The organism is Neorhizobium sp. CSC1952, assembly GCF_030378245.1.
In the GTDB taxonomy this organism is placed as follows: Bacteria; Pseudomonadota; Alphaproteobacteria; order Rhizobiales; family Rhizobiaceae; genus Neorhizobium; species Neorhizobium oryzae_A.
Map to the genome: position 1 here is coordinate 550,285 of NZ_CP128416.1, position 19,944 is coordinate 570,228.

Annotated in this window: 23 protein-coding genes; 6 read left to right on the plus strand and 17 right to left on the minus strand. The window is 64.1% G+C overall.

Features of this window, described 5'->3' with window-relative positions; genetic code table 11:
• Positions 1-72: 72 nt before the first annotated feature.
• From corA to QTA58_RS02970, 3 genes are all read right to left on the minus strand, one after another.
• Entirely contained in the window at positions 73-1,053 is a 981-nt protein-coding gene (gene corA / locus QTA58_RS02960; RefSeq protein WP_234811226.1) for a magnesium/cobalt transporter CorA, read from the minus strand.
• 297 nt (positions 1,054-1,350) lie between these two features.
• Positions 1,351-1,740 (minus strand): hypothetical protein, encoded by a 390-nt coding sequence (locus QTA58_RS02965; protein ID WP_289671664.1) that lies wholly within the window; start codon positions 1,738-1,740, stop codon positions 1,351-1,353.
• Between the two features lie 139 nt (positions 1,741-1,879).
• Positions 1,880-2,752 (minus strand): alpha/beta hydrolase, encoded by an 873-nt coding sequence (locus QTA58_RS02970; RefSeq protein ID WP_289671665.1) that lies wholly within the window; start codon positions 2,750-2,752, stop codon positions 1,880-1,882.
• Between the two features lie 162 nt (positions 2,753-2,914).
• Between QTA58_RS02970 and QTA58_RS02975 the strand changes: the two genes are divergently transcribed.
• Positions 2,915-3,289: a helix-turn-helix domain-containing protein gene (locus QTA58_RS02975; protein WP_085422673.1), complete on the plus strand. Its 375-nt coding sequence runs from the start codon at positions 2,915-2,917 to the stop codon at positions 3,287-3,289.
• A 114-nt stretch (positions 3,290-3,403) separates the two neighbouring features.
• Positions 3,404-4,978: a helicase HerA-like C-terminal domain-containing protein gene (locus QTA58_RS02980; protein WP_289671666.1), complete on the plus strand. Its 1,575-nt coding sequence runs from the start codon at positions 3,404-3,406 to the stop codon at positions 4,976-4,978.
• A gap of 353 nt (positions 4,979-5,331) precedes the next feature.
• Here QTA58_RS02980 and QTA58_RS02985 read toward each other — a convergent pair whose 3' ends face one another.
• From QTA58_RS02985 to QTA58_RS03000, 4 genes are all read right to left on the minus strand, one after another.
• Positions 5,332-6,024, minus strand: coding sequence for a dihydrofolate reductase family protein (locus tag QTA58_RS02985; protein WP_289671667.1), 693 nt, complete (start codon positions 6,022-6,024; stop codon positions 5,332-5,334).
• Positions 6,025-6,238: 214 nt separating this feature from the next.
• A complete protein-coding gene (locus tag QTA58_RS02990) occupies positions 6,239-7,051 on the minus strand; it encodes a VOC family protein (RefSeq protein ID WP_289671668.1) in 813 nt (270 codons plus the stop codon).
• A 39-nt stretch (positions 7,052-7,090) separates the two neighbouring features.
• Entirely contained in the window at positions 7,091-7,561 is a 471-nt protein-coding gene (locus QTA58_RS02995) for a DUF1579 domain-containing protein (RefSeq protein WP_289673350.1), read from the minus strand.
• A gap of 44 nt (positions 7,562-7,605) precedes the next feature.
• On the minus strand, positions 7,606-8,370 hold the full coding sequence (locus tag QTA58_RS03000) for a thioredoxin family protein (protein ID WP_289671669.1): 765 nt from the start codon (positions 8,368-8,370) through the stop codon (positions 7,606-7,608).
• Between the two features lie 54 nt (positions 8,371-8,424).
• Here QTA58_RS03000 and QTA58_RS03005 point away from each other — a divergent pair, with 54 nt between their 5' ends.
• Together QTA58_RS03005 and QTA58_RS03010 are read left to right on the plus strand one after the other, a co-directional pair.
• Positions 8,425-8,883 (plus strand): MarR family winged helix-turn-helix transcriptional regulator, encoded by a 459-nt coding sequence (locus tag QTA58_RS03005; RefSeq protein ID WP_085422668.1) that lies wholly within the window; start codon positions 8,425-8,427, stop codon positions 8,881-8,883.
• A 28-nt stretch (positions 8,884-8,911) separates the two neighbouring features.
• A complete protein-coding gene (locus QTA58_RS03010; RefSeq protein WP_085422667.1) occupies positions 8,912-9,559 on the plus strand; it encodes a glutathione S-transferase family protein in 648 nt (215 codons plus the stop codon).
• Positions 9,560-9,648: 89 nt separating this feature from the next.
• Here QTA58_RS03010 and QTA58_RS03015 read toward each other — a convergent pair whose 3' ends face one another.
• Positions 9,649-10,734 carry a transporter substrate-binding domain-containing protein gene (locus QTA58_RS03015; protein ID WP_085422666.1) on the minus strand — a complete coding sequence of 362 codons (1,086 nt, stop codon included), beginning with the start codon at positions 10,732-10,734 and terminating at the stop codon, positions 9,649-9,651.
• 253 nt (positions 10,735-10,987) lie between these two features.
• Positions 10,988-11,410, minus strand: coding sequence for an organic hydroperoxide resistance protein (locus tag QTA58_RS03020; RefSeq protein WP_085422665.1), 423 nt, complete (start codon positions 11,408-11,410; stop codon positions 10,988-10,990).
• A 143-nt stretch (positions 11,411-11,553) separates the two neighbouring features.
• On the opposite strand from QTA58_RS03020, the gene QTA58_RS03025 reads away from it, so the two are divergent.
• On the plus strand, positions 11,554-12,018 hold the full coding sequence (locus QTA58_RS03025) for a MarR family transcriptional regulator (protein ID WP_085422664.1): 465 nt from the start codon (positions 11,554-11,556) through the stop codon (positions 12,016-12,018).
• Between the two features lie 9 nt (positions 12,019-12,027).
• Here the strand turns inward: QTA58_RS03025 and QTA58_RS03030 are convergent, their stop codons facing one another.
• From QTA58_RS03030 to QTA58_RS03050, 5 genes are all read right to left on the minus strand, one after another.
• A complete protein-coding gene (locus tag QTA58_RS03030; RefSeq protein ID WP_085422663.1) occupies positions 12,028-12,435 on the minus strand; it encodes a DUF6766 family protein in 408 nt (135 codons plus the stop codon).
• A gap of 61 nt (positions 12,436-12,496) precedes the next feature.
• Entirely contained in the window at positions 12,497-13,384 is an 888-nt protein-coding gene (locus tag QTA58_RS03035; RefSeq protein WP_289671670.1) for an aminoglycoside phosphotransferase family protein, read from the minus strand.
• 51 nt (positions 13,385-13,435) lie between these two features.
• Complete coding sequence (locus QTA58_RS03040) at positions 13,436-14,158, minus strand: L,D-transpeptidase (RefSeq protein WP_085422661.1); 723 nt, start codon at positions 14,156-14,158, stop codon at positions 13,436-13,438.
• A 222-nt stretch (positions 14,159-14,380) separates the two neighbouring features.
• A complete protein-coding gene (locus QTA58_RS03045; protein ID WP_289671671.1) occupies positions 14,381-15,205 on the minus strand; it encodes a L,D-transpeptidase in 825 nt (274 codons plus the stop codon).
• A gap of 73 nt (positions 15,206-15,278) precedes the next feature.
• Positions 15,279-15,746 (minus strand): Rrf2 family transcriptional regulator, encoded by a 468-nt coding sequence (locus tag QTA58_RS03050; protein WP_289671672.1) that lies wholly within the window; start codon positions 15,744-15,746, stop codon positions 15,279-15,281.
• A gap of 139 nt (positions 15,747-15,885) precedes the next feature.
• Between QTA58_RS03050 and QTA58_RS03055 the strand changes: the two genes are divergently transcribed.
• On the plus strand, positions 15,886-16,773 hold the full coding sequence (locus tag QTA58_RS03055) for an NAD(P)/FAD-dependent oxidoreductase (protein WP_289671673.1): 888 nt from the start codon (positions 15,886-15,888) through the stop codon (positions 16,771-16,773).
• On the opposite strand, the gene QTA58_RS03060 is transcribed toward QTA58_RS03055, so the two are convergent.
• The 3 genes from QTA58_RS03060 to QTA58_RS03070 all read right to left on the minus strand — a co-directional run bounded on the left by QTA58_RS03060 (position 16,770) and on the right by QTA58_RS03070 (position 19,762).
• On the minus strand, positions 16,770-17,030 hold the full coding sequence (locus QTA58_RS03060; RefSeq protein ID WP_289671674.1) for a hypothetical protein: 261 nt from the start codon (positions 17,028-17,030) through the stop codon (positions 16,770-16,772). The genes QTA58_RS03055 and QTA58_RS03060 overlap by 4 nt on opposite strands.
• Before the next feature lie 44 nt (positions 17,031-17,074).
• Positions 17,075-18,028 (minus strand): alpha/beta fold hydrolase, encoded by a 954-nt coding sequence (locus QTA58_RS03065; RefSeq protein WP_289671675.1) that lies wholly within the window; start codon positions 18,026-18,028, stop codon positions 17,075-17,077.
• 93 nt (positions 18,029-18,121) lie between these two features.
• Positions 18,122-19,762 (minus strand): cisplatin damage response ATP-dependent DNA ligase, encoded by a 1,641-nt coding sequence (locus QTA58_RS03070; protein ID WP_289673352.1) that lies wholly within the window; start codon positions 19,760-19,762, stop codon positions 18,122-18,124.
• Positions 19,763-19,944 lie beyond the last annotated feature (182 nt).

The window sequence follows — 19,944 nt, forward strand, 5'->3', positions numbered from 1 at the left end:
GATTTGCCCCTCACCCTAGCCCTCTCCCCGCATGCGGGAGAGGGGACGCCTTCCCTCAAAAAGAGGAAGTGGTTAAAGCCACCCCTTCCTCTTGAAGTACAGGTAGGGCAGGATCATCGAGACGACCATCAGGACGAGCGCCATCGGATAGCCGTAGTGCCATTTCAGCTCGGGCTGGATCTCGAAGTTCATGCCGTAGACCGAGGCCACCAGCGTCGGCGGCAGGAAGACCACCGCGGCAACCGAGAAGATCTTGATGATCTGGTTCTGCTCGAGGTTGATCAGGCCCAGCGTCGCATCCAGCAGGAAATTGATCTTGCCGGACAGAAACGCAGAGTGATCGCCGAGCGAGGCCGCATCCCGCTGCAAGAGCTTGAGGCGCTGGCGAAGCTCCTTGGCGAGCTTGCGGTCGAGGCCGTCGAGCGCGCTGTAATAGGCCACCACGCGTGCGACGCTGACCAGGCTTTCCCGCACGACCGTCAGGAATTCCCCCGTCTGGCCGATCTCACGGATCAGTTCCTGAAGGTCGCGCGTCTTCTTGTTGACCTTTGCGGCCTTGGCGCTGAAAACCTCCTGGGAAATCTGGTCGATGTCGCTGCCGAGCCGCTCCAGCGTATCGGCCATGCGATCGATCACCGCCTCGATCAGCCCCGCCATGATGAGCTCGCCATTGCCGCAATGCAGGCCGGCGCCGTTGGCGCGGCGGGCACGCGCGAGAAAGGCGTCGAAGGGGCGCGGCTCGGAATAGCGCACGGTCACCAGCGCCTGGCCCTTGATGATGAAGGTGACGGGAACCTTGCGCGGCGTGCCGGCATCCGGCCGGGTCAGCACCGTCATGGTCATGAACTCCGCCCCGTCCTCCTGGTAGAGCCGGGCGGAAAGCTCGATGTCCTCCATCTCGTCCATGGTCGGCACGGCAATGCCGAGGGCCTCGCCGACGGAACGCTCCTCCTCCGGCGTGGGGTTGATGAGGTCGTACCAGACGACGGGCGGCTGAGCCGGCGCATTCGCGTCGAGCGCGATTGCGGCACTTCCCGCGGCAGCGGGCGCCATGGCGACGGCGGGCGTATCGGACGCAACCAGCACAAGGCGGTCGATGTCATAGGCATGGATACGCAGCATGACAGCTCCTTTTCTCGGACCATCGGTCCTTCAGGAGCGCGTATCCCCAAAGAAAGGATCAGAGCCCCGAAAGGACGGGTCGGTATATTGACGTCGAACTTCGACTGTCGGGGTTCATCTCTCTTGTCCTTTGAAAGAACGGCGCCCGGACGGGCGCCGCTTCACCAAACGGCATGCGCTCAAGCCGTTTGAAAGTCAACAACTTTCGTATCGGGCGATGCCGCGGCCTCAAACGAACTGGGAAAGGCCCGGAACGGAGGCGACGACCGTGTCGACCACCTCGTCGCCGGCGTGCTCGCGGGCGATCGCGATCGTCTCCTTGGCAAGCGCGGTGATCTCGCCCATGCCGAGGCCCTGGCTCATCAACTGCTGGCCGAGCGCCATGACGCCGCCGCCGAAGCTCGACATCAAGCCGCCGAGCAGGCCGCCGTTGCCGCTCCCCTCGCCGTTGAACTGGGCGACCAGTTCCGTCGCGCCGGGGATCGCTTCGATCATCCTGGCGACCGCGCCGTCATCGGCCTCGCGCTGCAGGAAACCGAGCATCATGCCGACCGCCTTTTCGGCGACATCCGGGGCAATGCCGACATTCTCGGCGACGCGGGTAACCAGCTCGTTCATAAAGATTCTCCTCGAAATCTGACGTTGACGTCAAAGTAATACACACTGTCTGGCCACCAAGCCAGTGGGCAGCCGTAAATATAGGCGCAAATTTGCGCCGGTCGAATCGGTGAACCGGCGGATCGCCTGTACTATGGTCCTAAAGCGCATCGATCCAGGCGGTGATCGCCGCATTTGCGTCCTCCCGGCGGTCCTGCATGATCCAATGGCCTGCATTGGACCATATATCGACTTTCGACTTCGGGTGCGAGAACCATGGCCGCATGCGGTCCGCCTGGGCAGGATCGCGGCACAGGTGATAGACGGGAACCGTCAGCCGCTCGCAGAATCTCGCGCTCGCCTCTCCGACGCCGACCTGCTCCGCTCCGAAGAAGAGCGGGCTGAAGGTCTCTCGCACGACGTGGTCCGGCATGCCCTGGACGCGCCTCGCGTGCCAGCGCTTGAATGCCGGATCGGTCGCCGCATCATAGACGAGCTGGAACAGAGCCGGCACCACGACGGCGGGATCGCCGGCGTTCAGGTCGCGGACGGTCTTGTCGAACAACTGGGCTGCGTCACCGCCAAATCCGAGCGCCCCGTCGACGGACACGACAGCGTCGACCAGATCCGGCCGCTTGAGGGCAAGGCGCGCAGCGATCTGCCCGCCCATTGAGTGGCCGACGATGACGAACTTCTCGCCCGGATACCCGGTTGCGAGCAGGGTTTCGATATCGGCGACGTAATCGGCGGGCGTATAGGCGCCCGATGGCATGATCTGCGACCTTCCATGCCCGCGCAGATCGGGCGCGACGACGCGGTACTTGCTTTCGAACAATGGAAACTGCCCGATCCAATCGTTGGAATCACAGGTCCAGCCGTGCAGGAGCATCACATTCCTGCCCGTGCCGGCCTCGGTGTAGAAGAGTTTCGCCGCAGGTGCTGCCGCCGCAGGCGCGCCCTTGAAGGCCGCGGTCGCAACGGCCGTGGCGCCGGCGAATTTCAGCAGGCCGCGCCGGGAGAATCTGGTTTCCATCTTATCCTCTGTCGTTTGCAAAGCTTCGTGTTCGGCTGCCTCGCAAGGACGTGGATCGGCGTGGCGATGCTGGCGGCCTGCGAGTTGCAGGACAGATATCCATTGTATATCTAGGATCAAGAATGCACTTTCAGGTGCGTAGATATACGGAAGGATACCGGGATGACGGGCCAGGTTGATGCGGTCTTCTTTGCGGACTGCGCCGCACGCTCTTTCTTCGATCAGGTCGCCAATAAATGGTCGGTGATGATCCTCACCGTCCTCACCGAAAAGCCGACGCGCTTCAACGAGTTCAGGCGGAGGCTGGAAGGAGTGACGCACAAGGCGTTGACGCAGGCCCTGCGGCGTCTGGAGCGCAACGGGCTGGTCGAGCGGAAAGTCTTCGCCACGTCGCCGGTCGCGGTCGAATATTCGATCACGGAACTCGGGCGCACCCTGCAAGCCCCGCTCGGAGCGGCGTATGACTGGGCGATCGACCATCTGCACGAGATCGAGCAGGCGCAGGAGGCCTATGACAATAAAAAGCCCGCCCGGTGAACCATCCGGTGGAAGGAGTAACCAACCGTTGCACTTGCCGTTGCCGCTTTTCGCTGCTCACCCTATAACTAACCTTCTATGAGGGCGGCACGCGGCCAGGGAGCGCATAGTTGCATGGACGAAACGGGTAAACTCTTCATCGGCGGCAGCCGCAATCCGGACGATTCGCTCAACAAGGCCGAATATCTGGATTTGAAGTTCGGCAACCGGCACGGCCTCATCACCGGCGCCACCGGCACCGGCAAGACCGTAACGCTGCAGATCCTGGCGGAAGGCTTCTCGAGGGCCGGCGTTCCCGTCTTCGCAGCGGACATCAAGGGCGACCTTTCCGGCGTCGCCGCCAAGGGCGAGCCCAAGGATTTCCTTGCCAAGCGCGCCGAGCAGATCGGCTTTGCCGATTACGATTTCGAACAGTTCCCGGTGATCTTCTGGGATCTCTTCGGCGAAAAGGGCCACAGGGTCCGCACCACGATCGCCGAGATGGGGCCGCTTCTCCTCTCCCGGCTGATGGACGCTTCCGAGCCGCAGGAAGGCGTCATCAACATCGCCTTCAAGATCGCCGACAAGGCGGGCCTGCCGCTGCTCGACCTCAAGGACTTCGCCTCGCTGCTCAACTACATGGCGGAAAACTCCGGCGAGCTTTCCAGCCAGTTCGGATTGATTTCCAAGACCTCCGTCGCCTCGATCCAGCGCGGTCTGCTGGTGCTGGAACAGCAGGGGGCCGAGCACTTCTTCGGCGAGCCGGCGCTGAAGATCTCCGACATCATGCGCACGGCCAATAACGGCTACGGGCAGATTTCGGTGCTCGCCGCCGACAAGCTGATGATGAATCCCAGGCTCTACGCGACCTTCCTGCTGTGGCTGCTCTCGGAGCTCTTCGAGGAGCTGCCGGAAGTGGGCGATCCGGACAAGCCGAAGCTCGTCTTCTTCTTCGACGAGGCGCATCTGCTTTTCAACGACGCGCCGAAGGTGCTCACCGAACGCGTCGAGCAGGTCGTCCGCCTCATCCGCTCGAAGGGCGTCGGCGTCTATTTCGTGACGCAAAACCCGCTCGACGTGCCGGAAACCGTGCTCGCCCAGCTCGGCAACCGCGTGCAGCACGCGCTGCGCGCCTATACGCCGCGCGAGCAGAAGGCGGTGAGGACCGCCGCCGATACCTTCCGTCCCAACCCGGCCTTCGACTGCGCCGAGGCGATCACCAATCTCGGCACCGGCGAGGCGCTCGTCTCGACGCTCGAAGGCAAGGGCGCGCCCTCGATGGTGGAACGCACCCTGGTCCGCCCGCCGTCGGGCCGCATCGGCGCGCTGACCGACCAGGAGCGGCAGGCGGTGATCGACAAGAGCCCCGTGCTCGGGCTCTACGACGAGGACGTGGACCGCGAATCCGCCTTCGAAATCCTGGCGGCCCGCGCCAAGCAGGCCGCCGACGCGGCTGCCGCGAAAAAGGCGCAGGACGAGCTGCAGACCGCGCCGTCTGCCGGTTCCGGCGAGACGGGCGGGTGGACGCTGCCGGGCTTCGGCACCGGCGGCGACGACGGCGGCAGCGACCGGGGCCGCGCCCAGCCGCGCCGTACGGGCTACCAGCGCGAGACGGTCGTCGAAGCGGCGATGAAGAGCGTCGCACGCACCGTCGCCACACAGGTCGGCCGGGCGCTGGTGCGCGGTATTCTCGGGAGCTTGAAGCGGTAGGCGGGAGAGCCGGGCTCCGGCCGGGTCACGCAGACACATCAATGACTTGTGCCTGATACGGTTCCCTGCCGGGTGCTGCTTACCCCCCTCTGCCCTGCCGGGCATCTCCCCCACAAGGGGGGAGATCGGATAGTAGCAAGGAACCGGCCCTCACCCAAGCTTCGAATTGCCGGACCGTTGCCTCAAACGGCGACCGCTTCAGGGTATCGATTGGTTGTTTGGGGAAGCCGCTGCACCCAGCCGATCTCCCCCCTTGTGGGGGAGATGTCCGGCAGGGCAGAGGGGGGTGCCGGGCGAGTCGCGGCGAGACCGGTGGGCTTCGGCCAGTCGATAACCCTCACCGATTTCCCTCCTCAGGCCTTCGCCATCTTCTTTCGGCGTTCGAGTTCCGCCGCGCTCGGCGGCTGGTGAGCGAAGGAGCCGGTTTCGATATCGCCGGCGCGACGGTACCGGGCGATGATGGTGCCCTTCCGCGTGGTGCCGGATTTCACGAGTTCCAGTCCGGCAGGAACCGCGCCCGCGCCGAAGAACCGCTTGCCCTTGCCGAGCACAATCGGCGCGATGATCAGCGTCATCTCGTCGAGCAGGTCGTTTTCCAGCAGGATCTGGATGACCTCGGTCGATCCCTGCACGAGAAGATCCGGTCCCTCCTCCCGCTTGAGATTGCGGAGGGCGCCCACGACATCCTCGCCGAGCGCCCGGCTGTTCGCCCAGGTGAGCGTCCCGGAGCGGTGGGTGACCACGAATTTGGTGACCCTGTCGAAAAGTTCGGCAATCCTGGCGGTGCCTTCGTGGTAGCCGTCTGCCGAAGGGTTCTTTTCGATATAGGGCCAGTAGGCCGCGAAGATGTCGTAGGTCCAGCGCCCGAGCAGCAGATCGAAGGGCTTGGTGAACATTTCGCCGACCGCCTGGCCGATCTCCTCGTCCTGAAGTCCTGCCAGCCAGCCGCCGTGGGCGAAGCCGCCCGTCGTATCTTCCTGCGGCGCCCCCGGGGCCTGCATGACGCCATCGACGCTGACAAAGGCGGAAATTACAATCCTGCGCATGTTCTTGTCTCCATCTGGGATTTGATGCCCGGAGGACGAGCGAGCCCTCGCCGGGCCGACAGAGGCGTGCGAAAAAATCCGCGATGCCGCCGCCGTCGGGAGGAATTCGGATGCCGCCGCGCAGGGCAGACAGCCGGGTTTCGATACGCGGCAGCGGGTGAGCGCCCTGCCGTTCGCGAAGGGCGCCTCAGCAGGCACTCCGAGCTGTTTCGGCCTATCTCTTCGGCGCCAGCAGCGCGAAGAATGCGCCCTGCGGATCCTGACCCTGGATGATCCAGCTTCCGCCGGGGACTTCCATCGGCCCCATGACGATCTGGCCGCCGCCGGCCTTGACCCGTTCGACCGCCGCATCGATCGCGTCGACGTTGAAGTAATAGCACCAGCAGGGCACGGGCACCTGCTCCGGCCTGGTCATCATGCCGCCGATCTGACAGCCGTTATGGGCAAAGACCTTGTAGACGCCCATCGGACCCATGTCGAAATCGTGGTCCAGCGTCCAGCCGAAAACTTTCGAGTAGAAGGCGAAGGCTTCCTGGCCGTTGCCGGCATAGAGCTCGCGCCAGCCGACATTGCCGACCGCATCGGGCGCCAGTTCCTGCGGCGGGTTTTCCGGCGGGATCGGCGTCATGATGCAGATGACCGCTCCATGCGGATCGGCGACCACCGCAAAACGGCCGATGCCGGGGATGTCCTCCGGCTCGCGCTGCACATGGCCGCCATTCTCCGCGAAATCCTTCGCCGTGCGGTCGCAATCGTCGACCGCGACGTAGCCGGTCCAGTTCGGCGGGATCTTGCCTTCAAGTTCCGGCGGGAAATTCATCATGCCGCCGATGCCGGGGCAATTGTCGCCCTCGCCCATCTGGAACAGGAAATAGGAAGGCAGGTCCGGCATGGTCCATTCGTTCACCGTCCAGCCAACCACCGACGAATAGAATTTTCCGGCGGCATCGGTGTCGGGCGTCATCAGCTCGCACCAGATGAACTTGCCATGGGTCTCCGAACGGGACCCGGGAGCTGTCTGCAACATGGTCGTCTCCTCCATGAGATTGTTTTGATGCGGACAAGCTCACCGCTTGCGTGCGTAATGCGCTTCCATGAACTGTTTCCAGGTGCCGTCGGCCTGCCGGGCGCTGGAATTGAAGACGCGATGATCGTCGTCCGCAAAGACGATCTGCTCGCGGTATTCGCCGGTCTTGCCGGGGTCGGCGAAATCCGGCCCGGTCGTATAGAGGCTGAGCGTGTTGCCGTCGTCGGAAAGCTCGCCCTCATAGACCCACATGTGGTTCATCATCGAGCCGATCCAGCTTCCGACATATTTGCCGCGCGCCGGGTCGTAGCCGAGGGTGAGCACGGTGGTCACCGGCTGGCCGCTCCCCGGCATGTTGCCGTTGCCTTCGGCCACGAACCAGATGCCGTTCAGCGACCGGCAGACCTCGACCCATGTCTCGTCGCTGCCCATGTCAGGAGACCTGACGTCCCAGGTGCCGACCATTCTTTCCAGAAAAGCGTGTTCGGCCTGCGGCTTTGCTAGTTCCATTTCCATGGTTGTTCCTCCCTCTGACGAGCCCATCATGGCGCCACTTAATGGCAACAGGATGAAGCCGTCCCTTCCGGCTTCGGCTCGTATTCGTCGTGGCGCTTGACGAAACTCATGGTCGATTCCTCGTTGCGGCCGAGCGGCGCCCGGTCGAGGATCATCAGCGTGCCGATCAGTTCCTCGCCGCCCCGGGCATAGCTCGAATAGGTATGGAAGACCTCGCCCTTCCCGTTCCTGTAGAAGGCGGAAAGGCCCGGCAGTTCGTCATTCGCCTGTTCCGGCGGGATGGCGGCGAAGTTGTAGAAGACCTTGTCCTTTGCCAGATCCTCCTTCGTGAAGGATACGTGGTAGTCGAAGTTGAAATCCGAGCCGTAGGACGAGACCCAGGGGAATTTCCAGCCCATGCGCTTCCGGTAGGCCTCGATCTTTTCGAGCGGGGCGCGGGAGACCGCGATCAGCGTCACGTCGTGATGGTTGAGATGCGGCAGCGTGCCGTCGAGGTGGTCGGACAGGAGGGAGCAGCCGGTGCAGCCGGCCTCCCATTCCGGACCGAGCATGAAATGATAGACGACGAGCTGGCTGCGGCCGTCGAACAGATCGGCGAGCGTCTTCTTCCCCGCCGGCGTGTCGAACACATAGTCCTTGTCGACCTTCACCCAGGGAAGCGCCTGGCGTTCGGCACGCACCTTGTCGCGCAGATGCGTCTCCTCCTTTTCCAGCGCCAGCAGCCTGCGGCGTGCTTCCAGCCACTCCTCGCGGGATACGACCTGGTTCTCAGGCGGGTTTTTCGATGAAACGGTGGCGTCCATGACAAGCCTCCTCCTATCCTTGACAAGATAAGTTGATATCAACATAGTCTTTCCATGCTGTCAAATACTCAAAATATCGATGTGATTCCTTTTTCGACGACCCTGCATGTGCGCGACACGTGTCTCTGCCTGCATGTGCAGCGGGCGGCCCGGGCGCTTGCGCGGCGTTTCGACAACGCGATGAAGCCGATCGGGCTCACCAACGGGCAGTTCTCGCTGATGATGGCGCTGAACCGGCCGCAGCCCGCCCCGATGGGATCGGTCGCCAAGCTGCTCGCCATGGACCGCACGACCTTGACGGCGGCGCTGAAAGTGCTGGAACGGCGCGGGCTCGTGGAGACGACCGTCGATCCGAAGGACCGGCGCGGCCGGCTTCTGAGGCTGACGAACGACGGCATGACCATGCTTTCCGCAGCACTGCCGATCTGGACGCGCGTGCATGCCGAGATCGACGCGGAGCTCGGCGAAGGCGAGCCGGACCGGCTGAGAGCGACACTGAACCTGATCCGGTAAGGAGCGTCGGTCGATGGGAGGGAGTGCGATGATCACCGTTTTCGGAGAAGGCCGGGGCTTCCGGGTCGTCTGGCTGCTGGAGGAGATGGGGCTGCCGTACCGGCTGCGGGACGTAGACCTTCTGGCCGGGGTCGAGCATGATACCGAGTTCCTCGAAATCAACCCTGCAGGCTTCATACCCGCGATCCGCGACGGCGAAGTCACGATGGTCGAATCCATCGCGATCATGGAATATCTCCTGGCGCATTACGGGCCGGCGGCGCTGGCGCCCGATGCGCGAGACGCCGCTTTTCCCGCCTACCAGCAGTTCCTCCACCTCGGCGAAGCGGGCCTCGCGGCCTCCCTTTACTTCGTTTCGGGAGCGCGGAATCTCGCACCGGAAAGCGAGCGCGACAATTGGAGCGCGCGCCAGGCGATGGACACGTTCACCAGCCGGCTGAGCCTCGTGACGCGGCAGCTGGAGCGCGCCCCCTATCTGGCGGGGGATGAATTCACTGCCGCGGACATTTCGGTGGGCTATGCGCTGGAAATGGCGCGGAGGAATATCGGGTTCGTGCTCGGCGCTGTGGAGCAGGCCTATGTAGCGCGGCTGCGCGAGCGCGGCGGCTATCGACGGGCGCTGGAGACGTGTCACGCCACGCGGGGCTGGTGGATGAGTGCGGCGGCCAACCGATAACCGCGAATGGGCAACCAGCCCGCCGGCGGCCTTCCCATTGCATTGCCATGGTCAAGCTTGCCTCGATCCGGCGGCGGCTGGCGTCTACCCTAGCGCTCGTTGCCGAAATACTTCTGTCGCAGGGCTTCGAGCGCGCCCGTCTCCTGCTGCGCGAGGATCTGCAGGGTGACCTGATGGCCCAGTTCGTCATCCCGCCGGAAGGCAAATCCGTATTTGTCGGGGTGAAAGATCGCTCCGACCACGGAGAGCGGCACGCCGGGATTGCTGTTCGCGTAATATTCGAGCACCGGCGCATCGCCGACGACGGCATCGACCTGGCCGGCCCTCAAGCCGTCCACGGAACTCTGCAAGTCGGCGAACGGCCGGGTCGAGAGACCCAGTTGCTGCGAATAGGCCTCCGCTACGCTTCCCGACAGAACGCCGACCGTCCTGCCGGGAAGATCGGCAAGGGAATTGATATGGTGCGTCAGCGCCAGCGCGGTCATGACGCTGGTGACCGAGGACGTTACATAAGCGATGACCGCAACCCCGCAGACCATCCAAAGCCCGCCGGAGACCCGTCCGATCCAGCCCAGCATGTTCTGCCGGGTGATCTTGCCGGATGTCGCGACCGACATGACCTCATAGAAGCTTTCCGCCAATCCCTCATGCCATGTCCGAGGGAAATCCCTGTCGAAGCGGCGATAGAAGACGGCGAGCAGGATCGTCGAGATCACAATGACAAAGAGGACCCATGCCATGGCTCTCAGGTGACCGGCGCGCTCAAGCCCGCCGACCACCTGCCAGAAGCCCGCCTCCTCGCTTTCCGCGACCATGATGCGCAGGCCGGCATCGTACCAGGGCTGGGAAAAGGCTACCTGCTCGGCCCGGTCCTTGGTGATCGTGAGATTGGAGACGGCCGCCCGCACTTCCCCGCGCTGGACGGCGCCGACGAGCGCCTCGAACGTCGGATATTCGCGATAGCTATAGGCGAAATTCAGGGGTTTCGCCGCCGCCTCCCACAGCTCGATCGCCATGCCGCCAAAGCCGTCGCCGTCCCTGGCGACGAACGGAGGGCTCACATAGACCCCTACGCTCACCGGCGCCTTGGAGGGGGGCCTGTCCTGTGCCTGCGCCTGAAAAGCAATGGCTAGCGATATCGAGAGAGACAGAAAGACAATTCGGGATAATCGCATCTCTACATAACGGTCATGGACAATCGGAAGGCATATGCGCAGCTATCGAAGACATAGCTACCGATGACATGGCGCGCGCAGGAGGAAGGTCAATCTTCAAGCGTCACGAGATGGCCGGACAAGCTCCACGCTTCGCGGCCAACCGAGACAGATCCCAAAATGACAAATGCGCCATCGCCGGGAAGGCGATGACGCATGGAATACCGGATGCGGTTACTGCCGGGCCGGCCTTGCTTCCCAGCTTCCCGACCGATCAGGCGACCGAGACCGGAACCTCGGTCGAGGTGCGCATGGCGTGGCTGTAGGGGCAGACGATATGCGCCTTGGCGACGAGATCTTCGGCGACCGACTTTTCAACGCCCGGGATGTCGACCAGCAGCGAAACCTCGATGCCGAAGCCGCCGCCATCCTCGCGCGGGCCGATGCCGACCGTCGCAGTCACCTTGGCGTCGTCCGGGATCTTCACCTTCTCCTTGCCGGCGACGAATTTCAGCGCGCCGAGGAAGCAGGCGGAGTAGCCGGCCGCGAAAAGCTGTTCCGGATTGGTGCCGGTGGCGCCGTCGCCGCCGAGTTCCTTCGGAACGGTGAGGTTCACGTCGAGCACGCCGTCGGCGGAGCGGGCATGGCCGGCACGGCCGCCGGTGGCGGAAGCCTTGGTGGTGTAGAGAATGGGCATGGTTCAAACTCCCTTGGGTTGATAATTTGTTCGCAATTAAATTGCGCGCAATCTAGTTACGCGCATTGCAATCCCGCGTCAAGCCTGCGAAAATGCCCGACGAGGAAAACATAGAGCACGGATACGTGAAGACAGGACCAGCCATGCAGAAAAAAGTGCGCGACGCGAAAGATGTTGAGATCAGGCTCGATGCGCAGCTCTGCTTTGCGATCTATGGCGCCGCGCATGCCTTCACGCGCACCTACAAGCCGCTCCTCGATCCGCTCGGGCTCACCTATCCGCAATATCTGGTGATGATCGCGCTCTGGGAGGAGGACGGCCAGCCGGTGAAGGCAATCGGCGAAAAGCTCGGCCTCGATTCCGGCACGCTCTCCCCTCTCCTGAAACGGCTGGAGCAATCCGGCCTCGTCGCCCGCAAGCGCGACCGCGACGACGAAAGGCAGGTGAGGATTTCTCTGACTGCGAAAGGCGCGGAACTGAAGAGCCAGGCTGCCGGCGTGACCCAGGCGATCGGCAAGGCTCTCGGCTGCAGCCTCGACGAAGCGGCGGAGCTGCGCGACGGGCTGGTGGCGCTGAGGGAAAGATTGCTCTCGGCCTCCGAGGGATGATGGCCGAGGTCAGGGCCTATGGGCGTGAGGCTCGTCCGTATGGCGGCCGGAATAGCGCTCGTCCAGATCCCGGATGACCCCTTCCCCGTCTTGAGGGTCCACCTTGCGGAGGATCACGTCTATCTTCGCCTCCAGCCGGTCGGACCCTTCCTTCGATTGCGGCGAGCCGAGGAAGAGGAAGAACGCCAGGCCGCCCACCTGCCAAAGAAGCTGCAGGAATTCGGACTGCCAGTTCTCGAACGTATCCCTGAGCATCTCGACCAGATAGCCGGAAAGCTCGATCGGCTGCCCGTGTTCGGCCTGTTCCTGGACGAAGGCGAACCAGCCGAACAGCCAATGACCCACGAGGCTGAAGACGAAGAAGGCAAGGGTGATCCAGGCGTAGCTGTAGGCCCGCCACAACGAATGCTGCTGCATGGGTTCTCTCCAGAAATGTCACGCCTTGTAACGGGAAAGTTCCAAGGGTGGTTCCCGGCGATCAGGCTGCGGCGGCGAGATGATCCGAAACGACCCGCCCGATCCAGCGGCGGTGGAGATCGGCTCTCCTCCCGTCTTTCTCCCTGAGATCGGCGATCGTGATCAGCGCCTTCCACAGGCACCAGCCGCGCGCCCTTTCCCAGGTATCGGGATCGAGCGCCACGCGCTCCCGGAACGCCTGCGCAGCCGGCCGGTCGAACAGGGTCCAGGCGATGACGAGATCGCAGGCGGGATCGCCCACGCCGGAACTGCCGAAATCGATCACCGCCGAAAGCCTGCCCTCGCGGACGAGCAGATTGCCTTCCGCGACATCGCCATGCACCCAGACCGGCTTCTCCGTCCAGGTCGAGGCGAGCGCCCTCTCCCAGATTTCGGTCATCAGCGGCGCGTCGAGCTCGTCGGCAAGGATCTCGATCGAACGGCGTGCCTCGTCGTCATAGACCGCGAGGGATCCGCCGCGGTGGAAATTATGCGTTCCGGCGGGCGGACCCGCGGAGGCATCGATCCTCCACAGCGCCAAGAGGAAATCCGCCAGGTCCCCGGCGAAGCGGACCATGTCGGCGATCCGCTCGCGCTTCGCCGTCTCGCCCTCGATCCAGCGATAGACAGACCAGGGCCAGGGATAGCCTTCTCCCGGCTTGCCGAGCCCGACGGGAGCCGGGACGGGAAGCGGCAGACGGGCGCCGAGCGCCGGCAGAAAGCGGTGCTCCTTCTCGACCTGGGCGACGTAACGTTCCGCGCTCGGCAGGCGTACCGACATCTCGTCGCCGAGGTGGAACGTGCGGTTATCCCAGCCGCCGGCCGCGACGGGCCGGACGGGCAGGTGCGCCCAATGCGGGAACTGCGCGGCAACCAGCCTCTCGACCAGCAGCGCATCGATTTCAGGCATGGGCGACACCTCAAGCCTTCGGCAGACGATGGGTTCGTCAGCGAACCGTAACTACTGCCAGACGACGATGCGGGCCTTCTGGGGCACGCGGTCGTAAAGATCGATGATGTCCTGGTTCATCAGGCGCACGCAGCCCGACGAAACCGCGCGGCCGATGGAATTCCATTCCGGCGAGCCGTGCAGGCGATAAAGGGTATCCTTGCCGTTCTGGAAGATATAGAGCGCGCGGGCGCCGAGCGGGTTCGTGAGCCCCGGCGGCATACCGCCGTTGTCGGCCGAAAATCGCGCAAGTTCCGGCTGGCGGGCGATCATCTCGTTCGGCGGCGTCCATTTCGGCCATTTCTGCCGCCACTGGATGACGCCGTCACCCGACCATGCGAAGCCCTCGCGGCCGATGCCGACGCCGTAACGCATGGCCGAGCCGCCGGGCTCGACGAGGTAAAGGAAACGGGAGGGCGTATCCACCACCACCGTGCCCGGACGCTCGCCGGTCGGATCCACCACCCGCTGGCGATAATAACGCGGGTTGATCTGCTGATAGGGAACCGCCGGAATGACGAAACCGCCATCGACGACGGTGCCATACATCTGATCCAGCTCCGCGGAACCGCCGGACAGAATGGAGGGCCGGCGGACGCTGCCGCCATCGCGATAGCTGATGATCGTATCGCCGGGGGCGGGCCCCGGCGAAGCGCAACCGGCCAAGGTCGATGCCGTGCCCGCGCCCAGGAGAGAAAGAAAGCCTCGGCGGGAATAGGGATTGTTCAGGACCATATGTGGAGAACCGCTCGATGAAAACGCGTGGACAGCAAAAAGCATACTTCAACGGAAGGGTGGCTTAAAGGTTCCCGACCCGTTCCGCAGCCTTCAAAACATAAGTCTGCGGTAATTAAGCAACTATTCACGACACCTACACGACATTTCACACCCGCGAGATGGGAACGGAAAGAGCGGCCGAAGCCGCCCCTGCAGGTCCCGCAACAAGCTGTTTCAACGTCAGATGACCACGATCGGCGTGCCGGAGGGCACCCGGTCGAAGAGGTCGATCACATCCTGGTTGAGCATGCGCACGCAGCCGGAGGACGTCGCCTTGCCGACCGACTGCCAGTCCGGCGTGCCGTGGACGCGGTAGAGCGTGTCCCTGCCGTCCTGGAAGATATAGAGCGCGCGGGCTCCGAGCGGGTTGTTGAGGCCGGGATCGGCGCCGCCGTTGGAGGCCGCGAACTGGCGCAGCTCCGGCTGACGCGCGACCATGTCGTCCGGCGGCGTCCAGCGCGGCCATTTCGCCTTGCGCTGGATGACGCCGCGGCCCGACCAGCCGAAGCCCGCCTTGCCGAGACCGACGCCGTAGCGGATCGCCCTGCCCTCCGGCTGGACGAGATAGAGGAAATGCGTGCGGGTATCGACGACGATCGTGCCGGGCGCCTCGTTCGAACGGTACTCGACTTCCTGGCGCAGGAAGCGGGCGTCGATGCGGGAATAGGGGATCGCCGGAAGCGTGTGCCCTTCGTCGCGGACGACGCCATACATCATCCGGTGCACCGGGTTGGAGACCGGCAGGCCATATTTCTGGTGGAAGTCCGTCGGGTAGAGCTGGCGCCTGTGCGGAATCCCGCCCGGCATCGGAGGCGGCAGGTTGGTCGGGGGATCGGCGTAGGGCGGAATATAAAAGACAGGCGCCGTCTCCTGGACGAAGACATCCGGGTTCATCCGGCTCGTATCGGTGACGAAGGGAACCTGACAACCGGCCAAGGCAGCGGCCGCGGCAGCGACCAGCGAGAGACCAGGGATTCGGCGGAGAGGCTGAGAAGAAAATGGCATGGAAACCCGCTTCCGGCAGATGACGTCGGAGCGACAATGGCAGGCGCGGCTGGCGCGAAGCTTATGGAAAGGTTCACGAAGGGCAGTCTGCGCCCGCTTCAGCCACCGGCATCGGACGCCTCGCCATCCGGCTGTCGAAATCGCGTGCGATATCGGCCAGCGTCACATGGGCGAAGCGCTCCAGGAGCAGCCTCTCCGCTTCTTCGAAGGCATCGGCAAGGGCGGCATTGACCGCCTGCTCCACCAGACATTCCGGCCTGTCGCAGGCGGGACCGACCGCAAAGACCGGCGGCTCGCCTACCGCACGGTAGATATCGAGGAGCGTCATCTCCTGCAGGCGGCGGCCGAGCGTCCAGCCGCCGCCATGGCCTTTTTCGGAACGGACATATCCCTTCTCCCGCAAGCCGGCCATGGTGCGGCGGATCACCACCGGATTGGTATTCAGCATCGCGGCGATCGTCTCCGACGTGGCCGCACCCTGATGGCGGTCCATGTGGATCAGCACGTGCAGCATGCGTGAAAGGCGGCCGTCATGTCTCATCGGGTTCTTCCTCTTTTCGATCTCGCCTCGCCATTCTAGCTCAGGAAACATCACGCAACAAGAAAAGTTACAAATCGCTTGACATACAACCGATTCATGTAACTTTATGAGTATCGAGACATTTCGAAGGAGCGAACCGATGACCTATGACGCCATCATTGTCGGCGGCAGCTATGCCGGCCTCTCCGCCGGCCTTCCCCTTGCCCGTGCCCGACGGCGGGTTCTCGTGATCGACGAAGGCATTCGCCGCAACCGGTTCGCCGAGCACTCGCACGGTTTCCTGACGCAGGACGGCGAGAAGCCGGGCGCGATCGCCGGCAAGGCGCGGGCGCAACTGATGGCCTATCCGACGGTCGGCTGGATCGATGGACGAGCGGACAAGGCCCGCAAGGAAGGCGAAGGCTTCATCGTCTCCGCCGGAGGCAAGGACATGGCCGGCAAGGCGCTGGTGCTCGCCACCGGCGTGAAGGACCACCTGCCGGAGATACCGGGGCTCCAGGAGCGATGGGGCAGAAGCGTCTTCCACTGCCCCTATTGCCACGGCTACGAGCTGAACCAGGGGGCGGTCGGCGTAATCGCGGTTTCGCCCGCATCGCTGCACCACGGCCTGATGCTGCCGGACTGGGGGCCGACGACGCTGCTGCTGAACGGCGCGTTCCAGCCCGACGGCGAGGCACGGGGCGAGCTTTCCCGGCGCGGGACGAGGATCGAAGAAAGCCCGATCCACTCGATCGGCGGCCATGCCGACGTGCACCTGCAGGACGGCCGGACGCTCTCTTTCGCGGGGCTCTTCACCATGCCGCGCACCGAGATCGGCAGCCCGATCGCCGAAGAGCTCGGCTGCGCTCTGGAGGACGGTCCGATGGGGCCGTTCATCCGCACCGACGAGACGAAGCAGACCAGCATTGCCGGCGTCTTCGCCTGCGGAGATGCCGCAAGGGCCGCAGGCTCCGTGGCGCTCGCGGTCGGCGACGGCGCGATGGCCGGAACCGCGGCGCACCGCTTCCTGATGTTCGGGGCGTTCTAACGGATGTTTTTCGGCAACCGGCTGAGGCCGGATGAGGATTCCAGCAAGACGCCGCGGCCGAATTCGGCAGCCAGATCGCGAATGAGGTCGGCCTCCCGCTTCGTCAGGCGCTCCTCATCGACAAAACGCCAGTTGCGCTCGTAGATCGCGAGGGCCTCTCCGGCCGGAATCGGGCGCAGCGGATCGTGGCTCCAGACGAGCTGTTTCAGCTCCGGATAATCGGCGGGAATGATGGTGCGGTCCTGCGCGGTTTCCATTTTGGAAACATAGTGCGAAAGCCACGGAAAAGACAGACCCGGGCCTATCCCGCCACCTGACGGAAGAAGCGGATGCTTTCGGTGACGGCGCCGGGCACCACGCCGTTATGGGTTCCCGGCAATGTCCTCGCCTCGATCGAAATGCCGGCCGGGCGGGCGCGGTCGATCAGGAGCTGGTGGTCCTTGTCGAACGGCCGTTCCTCGCTGCCGCGCAGAAGCAGCGTCGGGCATTTGAGGCTCGGGCCGAAGCAGACCGACGAGCGCATGACGAACTCCTCGGGGTCGTTTGCGTCGAAGCGGATTTCCCGTTCGTAGCGGTTGAAGAAGCGCCAGGAATTGACGCCCGCCGAGATCGGCACGGCGGCACGGAATGTCCGGCTCATGGCGGCGAGCAGCGCCAGCGTGCCGCCATTGCTGTGTCCAGCCAGAAAGACGCGGTTCCTGTCGATCCCCGGCAATTGCTCCAGATAGCCGGCGGCGGCCAGCGCATCGGCCGTCTCGTCGTAGAAACCGGAAAAATTGCCCGCCTGACCGTTCTCGCCGCGGAACGAGGGCAGCATGACGACGAAGCCGGCCTCCCAATAGGGCCTCATCAGATCCCAATGGCCGTCACCCGTCGCATTGCCGCCGTGCAGGAACAGCACCGCCGGCCTCGGTTTCGAAGAGGGCTCGTAAGGCGAGATCCAGGCCACCAGTTCGATCGAACCGTCCGGGCCGCCGGGATAGGTGACGCGCTTTGCTCCGGACGGCGTGCCGAGCGTCTCGGACTTCTCCGGGGCCGGCCCCTTGCGCAGCAGGTTCGTATGAAAGCGCTTCCGCGCCTCGCCGTAATCCTGCCGTTCGAGCGGTGGGATTTCCGGAATGGGAAAGTCGGCCTTGGCCGCGGCCGGCAACAGAGCCGCTGCCGAAAGCCCGGCCGCGCCGGCGAGCAGCATGCGGCGGGTCGGACCGCCATCTTCCGAAGAGGGTTTCGAGGAGAAGATGCGGTCGTCTGCCATGTCTGCCGTGCCTGATCAGCGTTTCGAAATGTCCGGCATATCATCACCTGGCTCGGGTGCTTGTCCATTCAAGGATTCGGGAACAACGGGAGCTTAGCCCTCCCTCGCCTCCACCATGGCCGTCAGCGTCGAAAGGCGGTCGGCGTCGCGGGGGAGCTTGTCCTGGCGCAGGCGGGCGATCCGGGGGAAACGCATGGCGACGCCGGACTTATGGCGGGTGGAGCGGTTGATGCCTTCGAAGGCGACTTCCAGCACGAAGCCGAAATCCGGCTCCGCCCGCACGGCCCTTACCGGCCCGAAACGGTCGACCGTGTTGTCGCGCACGAACTTGTCGAGCACTTCGAGCTCGGCATCGGTGAAGCCGAAATAGGCCTTGCCGACCGGCACCAGTTCCTCGCCGTCCGGCGTCTGCGCCCATACGCCGAAGGTGAAGTCGGAATAGTAGCTCGACCGCTTGCCGTGGCCGCGCTGGGCATAGAGCATCACCGCGTCGATATTGTAGGGGTCGCGCTTCCACTTGAACCACGGCCCCTTAAGGCGGCCGGCCTGATAGGGACTGTCCTTCTTCTTGATCATCACACCTTCGATGACCGGATCGGGCGGGGCGATGCGCAGCCGGTCGAGCTCGTCCCAGGTGGAGAAAGGCACGAGTTCGGAAAGGTCGAAACGGTCGTGCGGCGCCTTGTCGATGACGTCGCCGAGATGCCGGCGGCGCTCGAAGAAGGTCTCGGCGCGGATGTCTTCGTCGCCTTGAAACAGCAGGTCGTAGGCGCGCACGAAGGCCGGATAATCGTCCAGCATCTTTCCGGTCACCGTCTTGCGATTGAGCCGCTGCTGCAGGTCGGAAAAGGTGCGGGTCGGGCTGTTGGAGCGCGCCGTACCGCCGACCAGCAGTTCGCCATCGATGACGCCTTCGAAATTGATCGCGCCGACGACATCGGGGAAGGCGCCGGTGATGTCGTCGCCGGAGCGGGAATAGAGCTTCTTCGTACCGCCGTAGCTCGACATCTGCACGCGGATGCCGTCCCATTTCCATTCGGCGGCGTAATCGGCCGGATCGAGCTTTTCGAGATCGCCCTCCTCCACCGGATTGGCCAGCATGACGGAATGGAAGATCGCGGGCGTCGCGAGCACCGGCTTTTCCGCCCTGCCCTCCAGCCAGGCGAAGAGCGGCTCGTAAGGCGGCGTCAGGCCGTGCCACAGCGTCTCGATTTCCGTCACATCTTTTTTGCCGTCTCCGGAGCCGCTCATGTCCGACAGCGCCTGCTTGGCGAGCCGGGCCGATACGCCGATGCGCAGCGCCCCGGTGGCAAGCTTCAGGAAGGCGAAGCGGCTCGACGTATCGAGCCGGTCGAGCAGGTCGCGAACGGCCGAGCGGACCTCGGTGCGGCCGAGCGAATTCATGCGCGTCACCACCTCGCCGAGGCGCGGCTGGTGCTCGTCGTCGATCACGTCCTTCCGGCCGCCGTCCCAGACGAGCGAGATGGTCTCGGCGAGATCGCCGACATAGTCGTAGGAATACTGGAAAAGGACCGGGTCCATGCGCTCCAGCACCAGATCGCGCAGCATGGCCGGCTTGACGCTTTTCAGGTCCAGCGCGCCGGCGAGAGCGGCGAGACCATAGCCCCGGTCGGGATCGGGCGTATCGCGGAAATAGTCCGCAAGCAGGGTGAGCTTGCCGTTGCGCGAGGGGGTGAGGACGAGACGGTCGAGGAGGGTTGCGAAGGCTTTCATCATGCCACCTCTTTGGTGGCGTGCCGTGCATGCCCCCCTCTGGCCTGCCGGCCATCTCCCCCACAGGTGGGGAGATCGGCAAGACGCGCCGGTTTCCCCAAACGACAAGCGCTGCTGTTCGGAACATCGTCAGTTTGGCGGGAGGAGCATGCCGCTTGTGATCTCCCCCCTTGTGGGGGAGA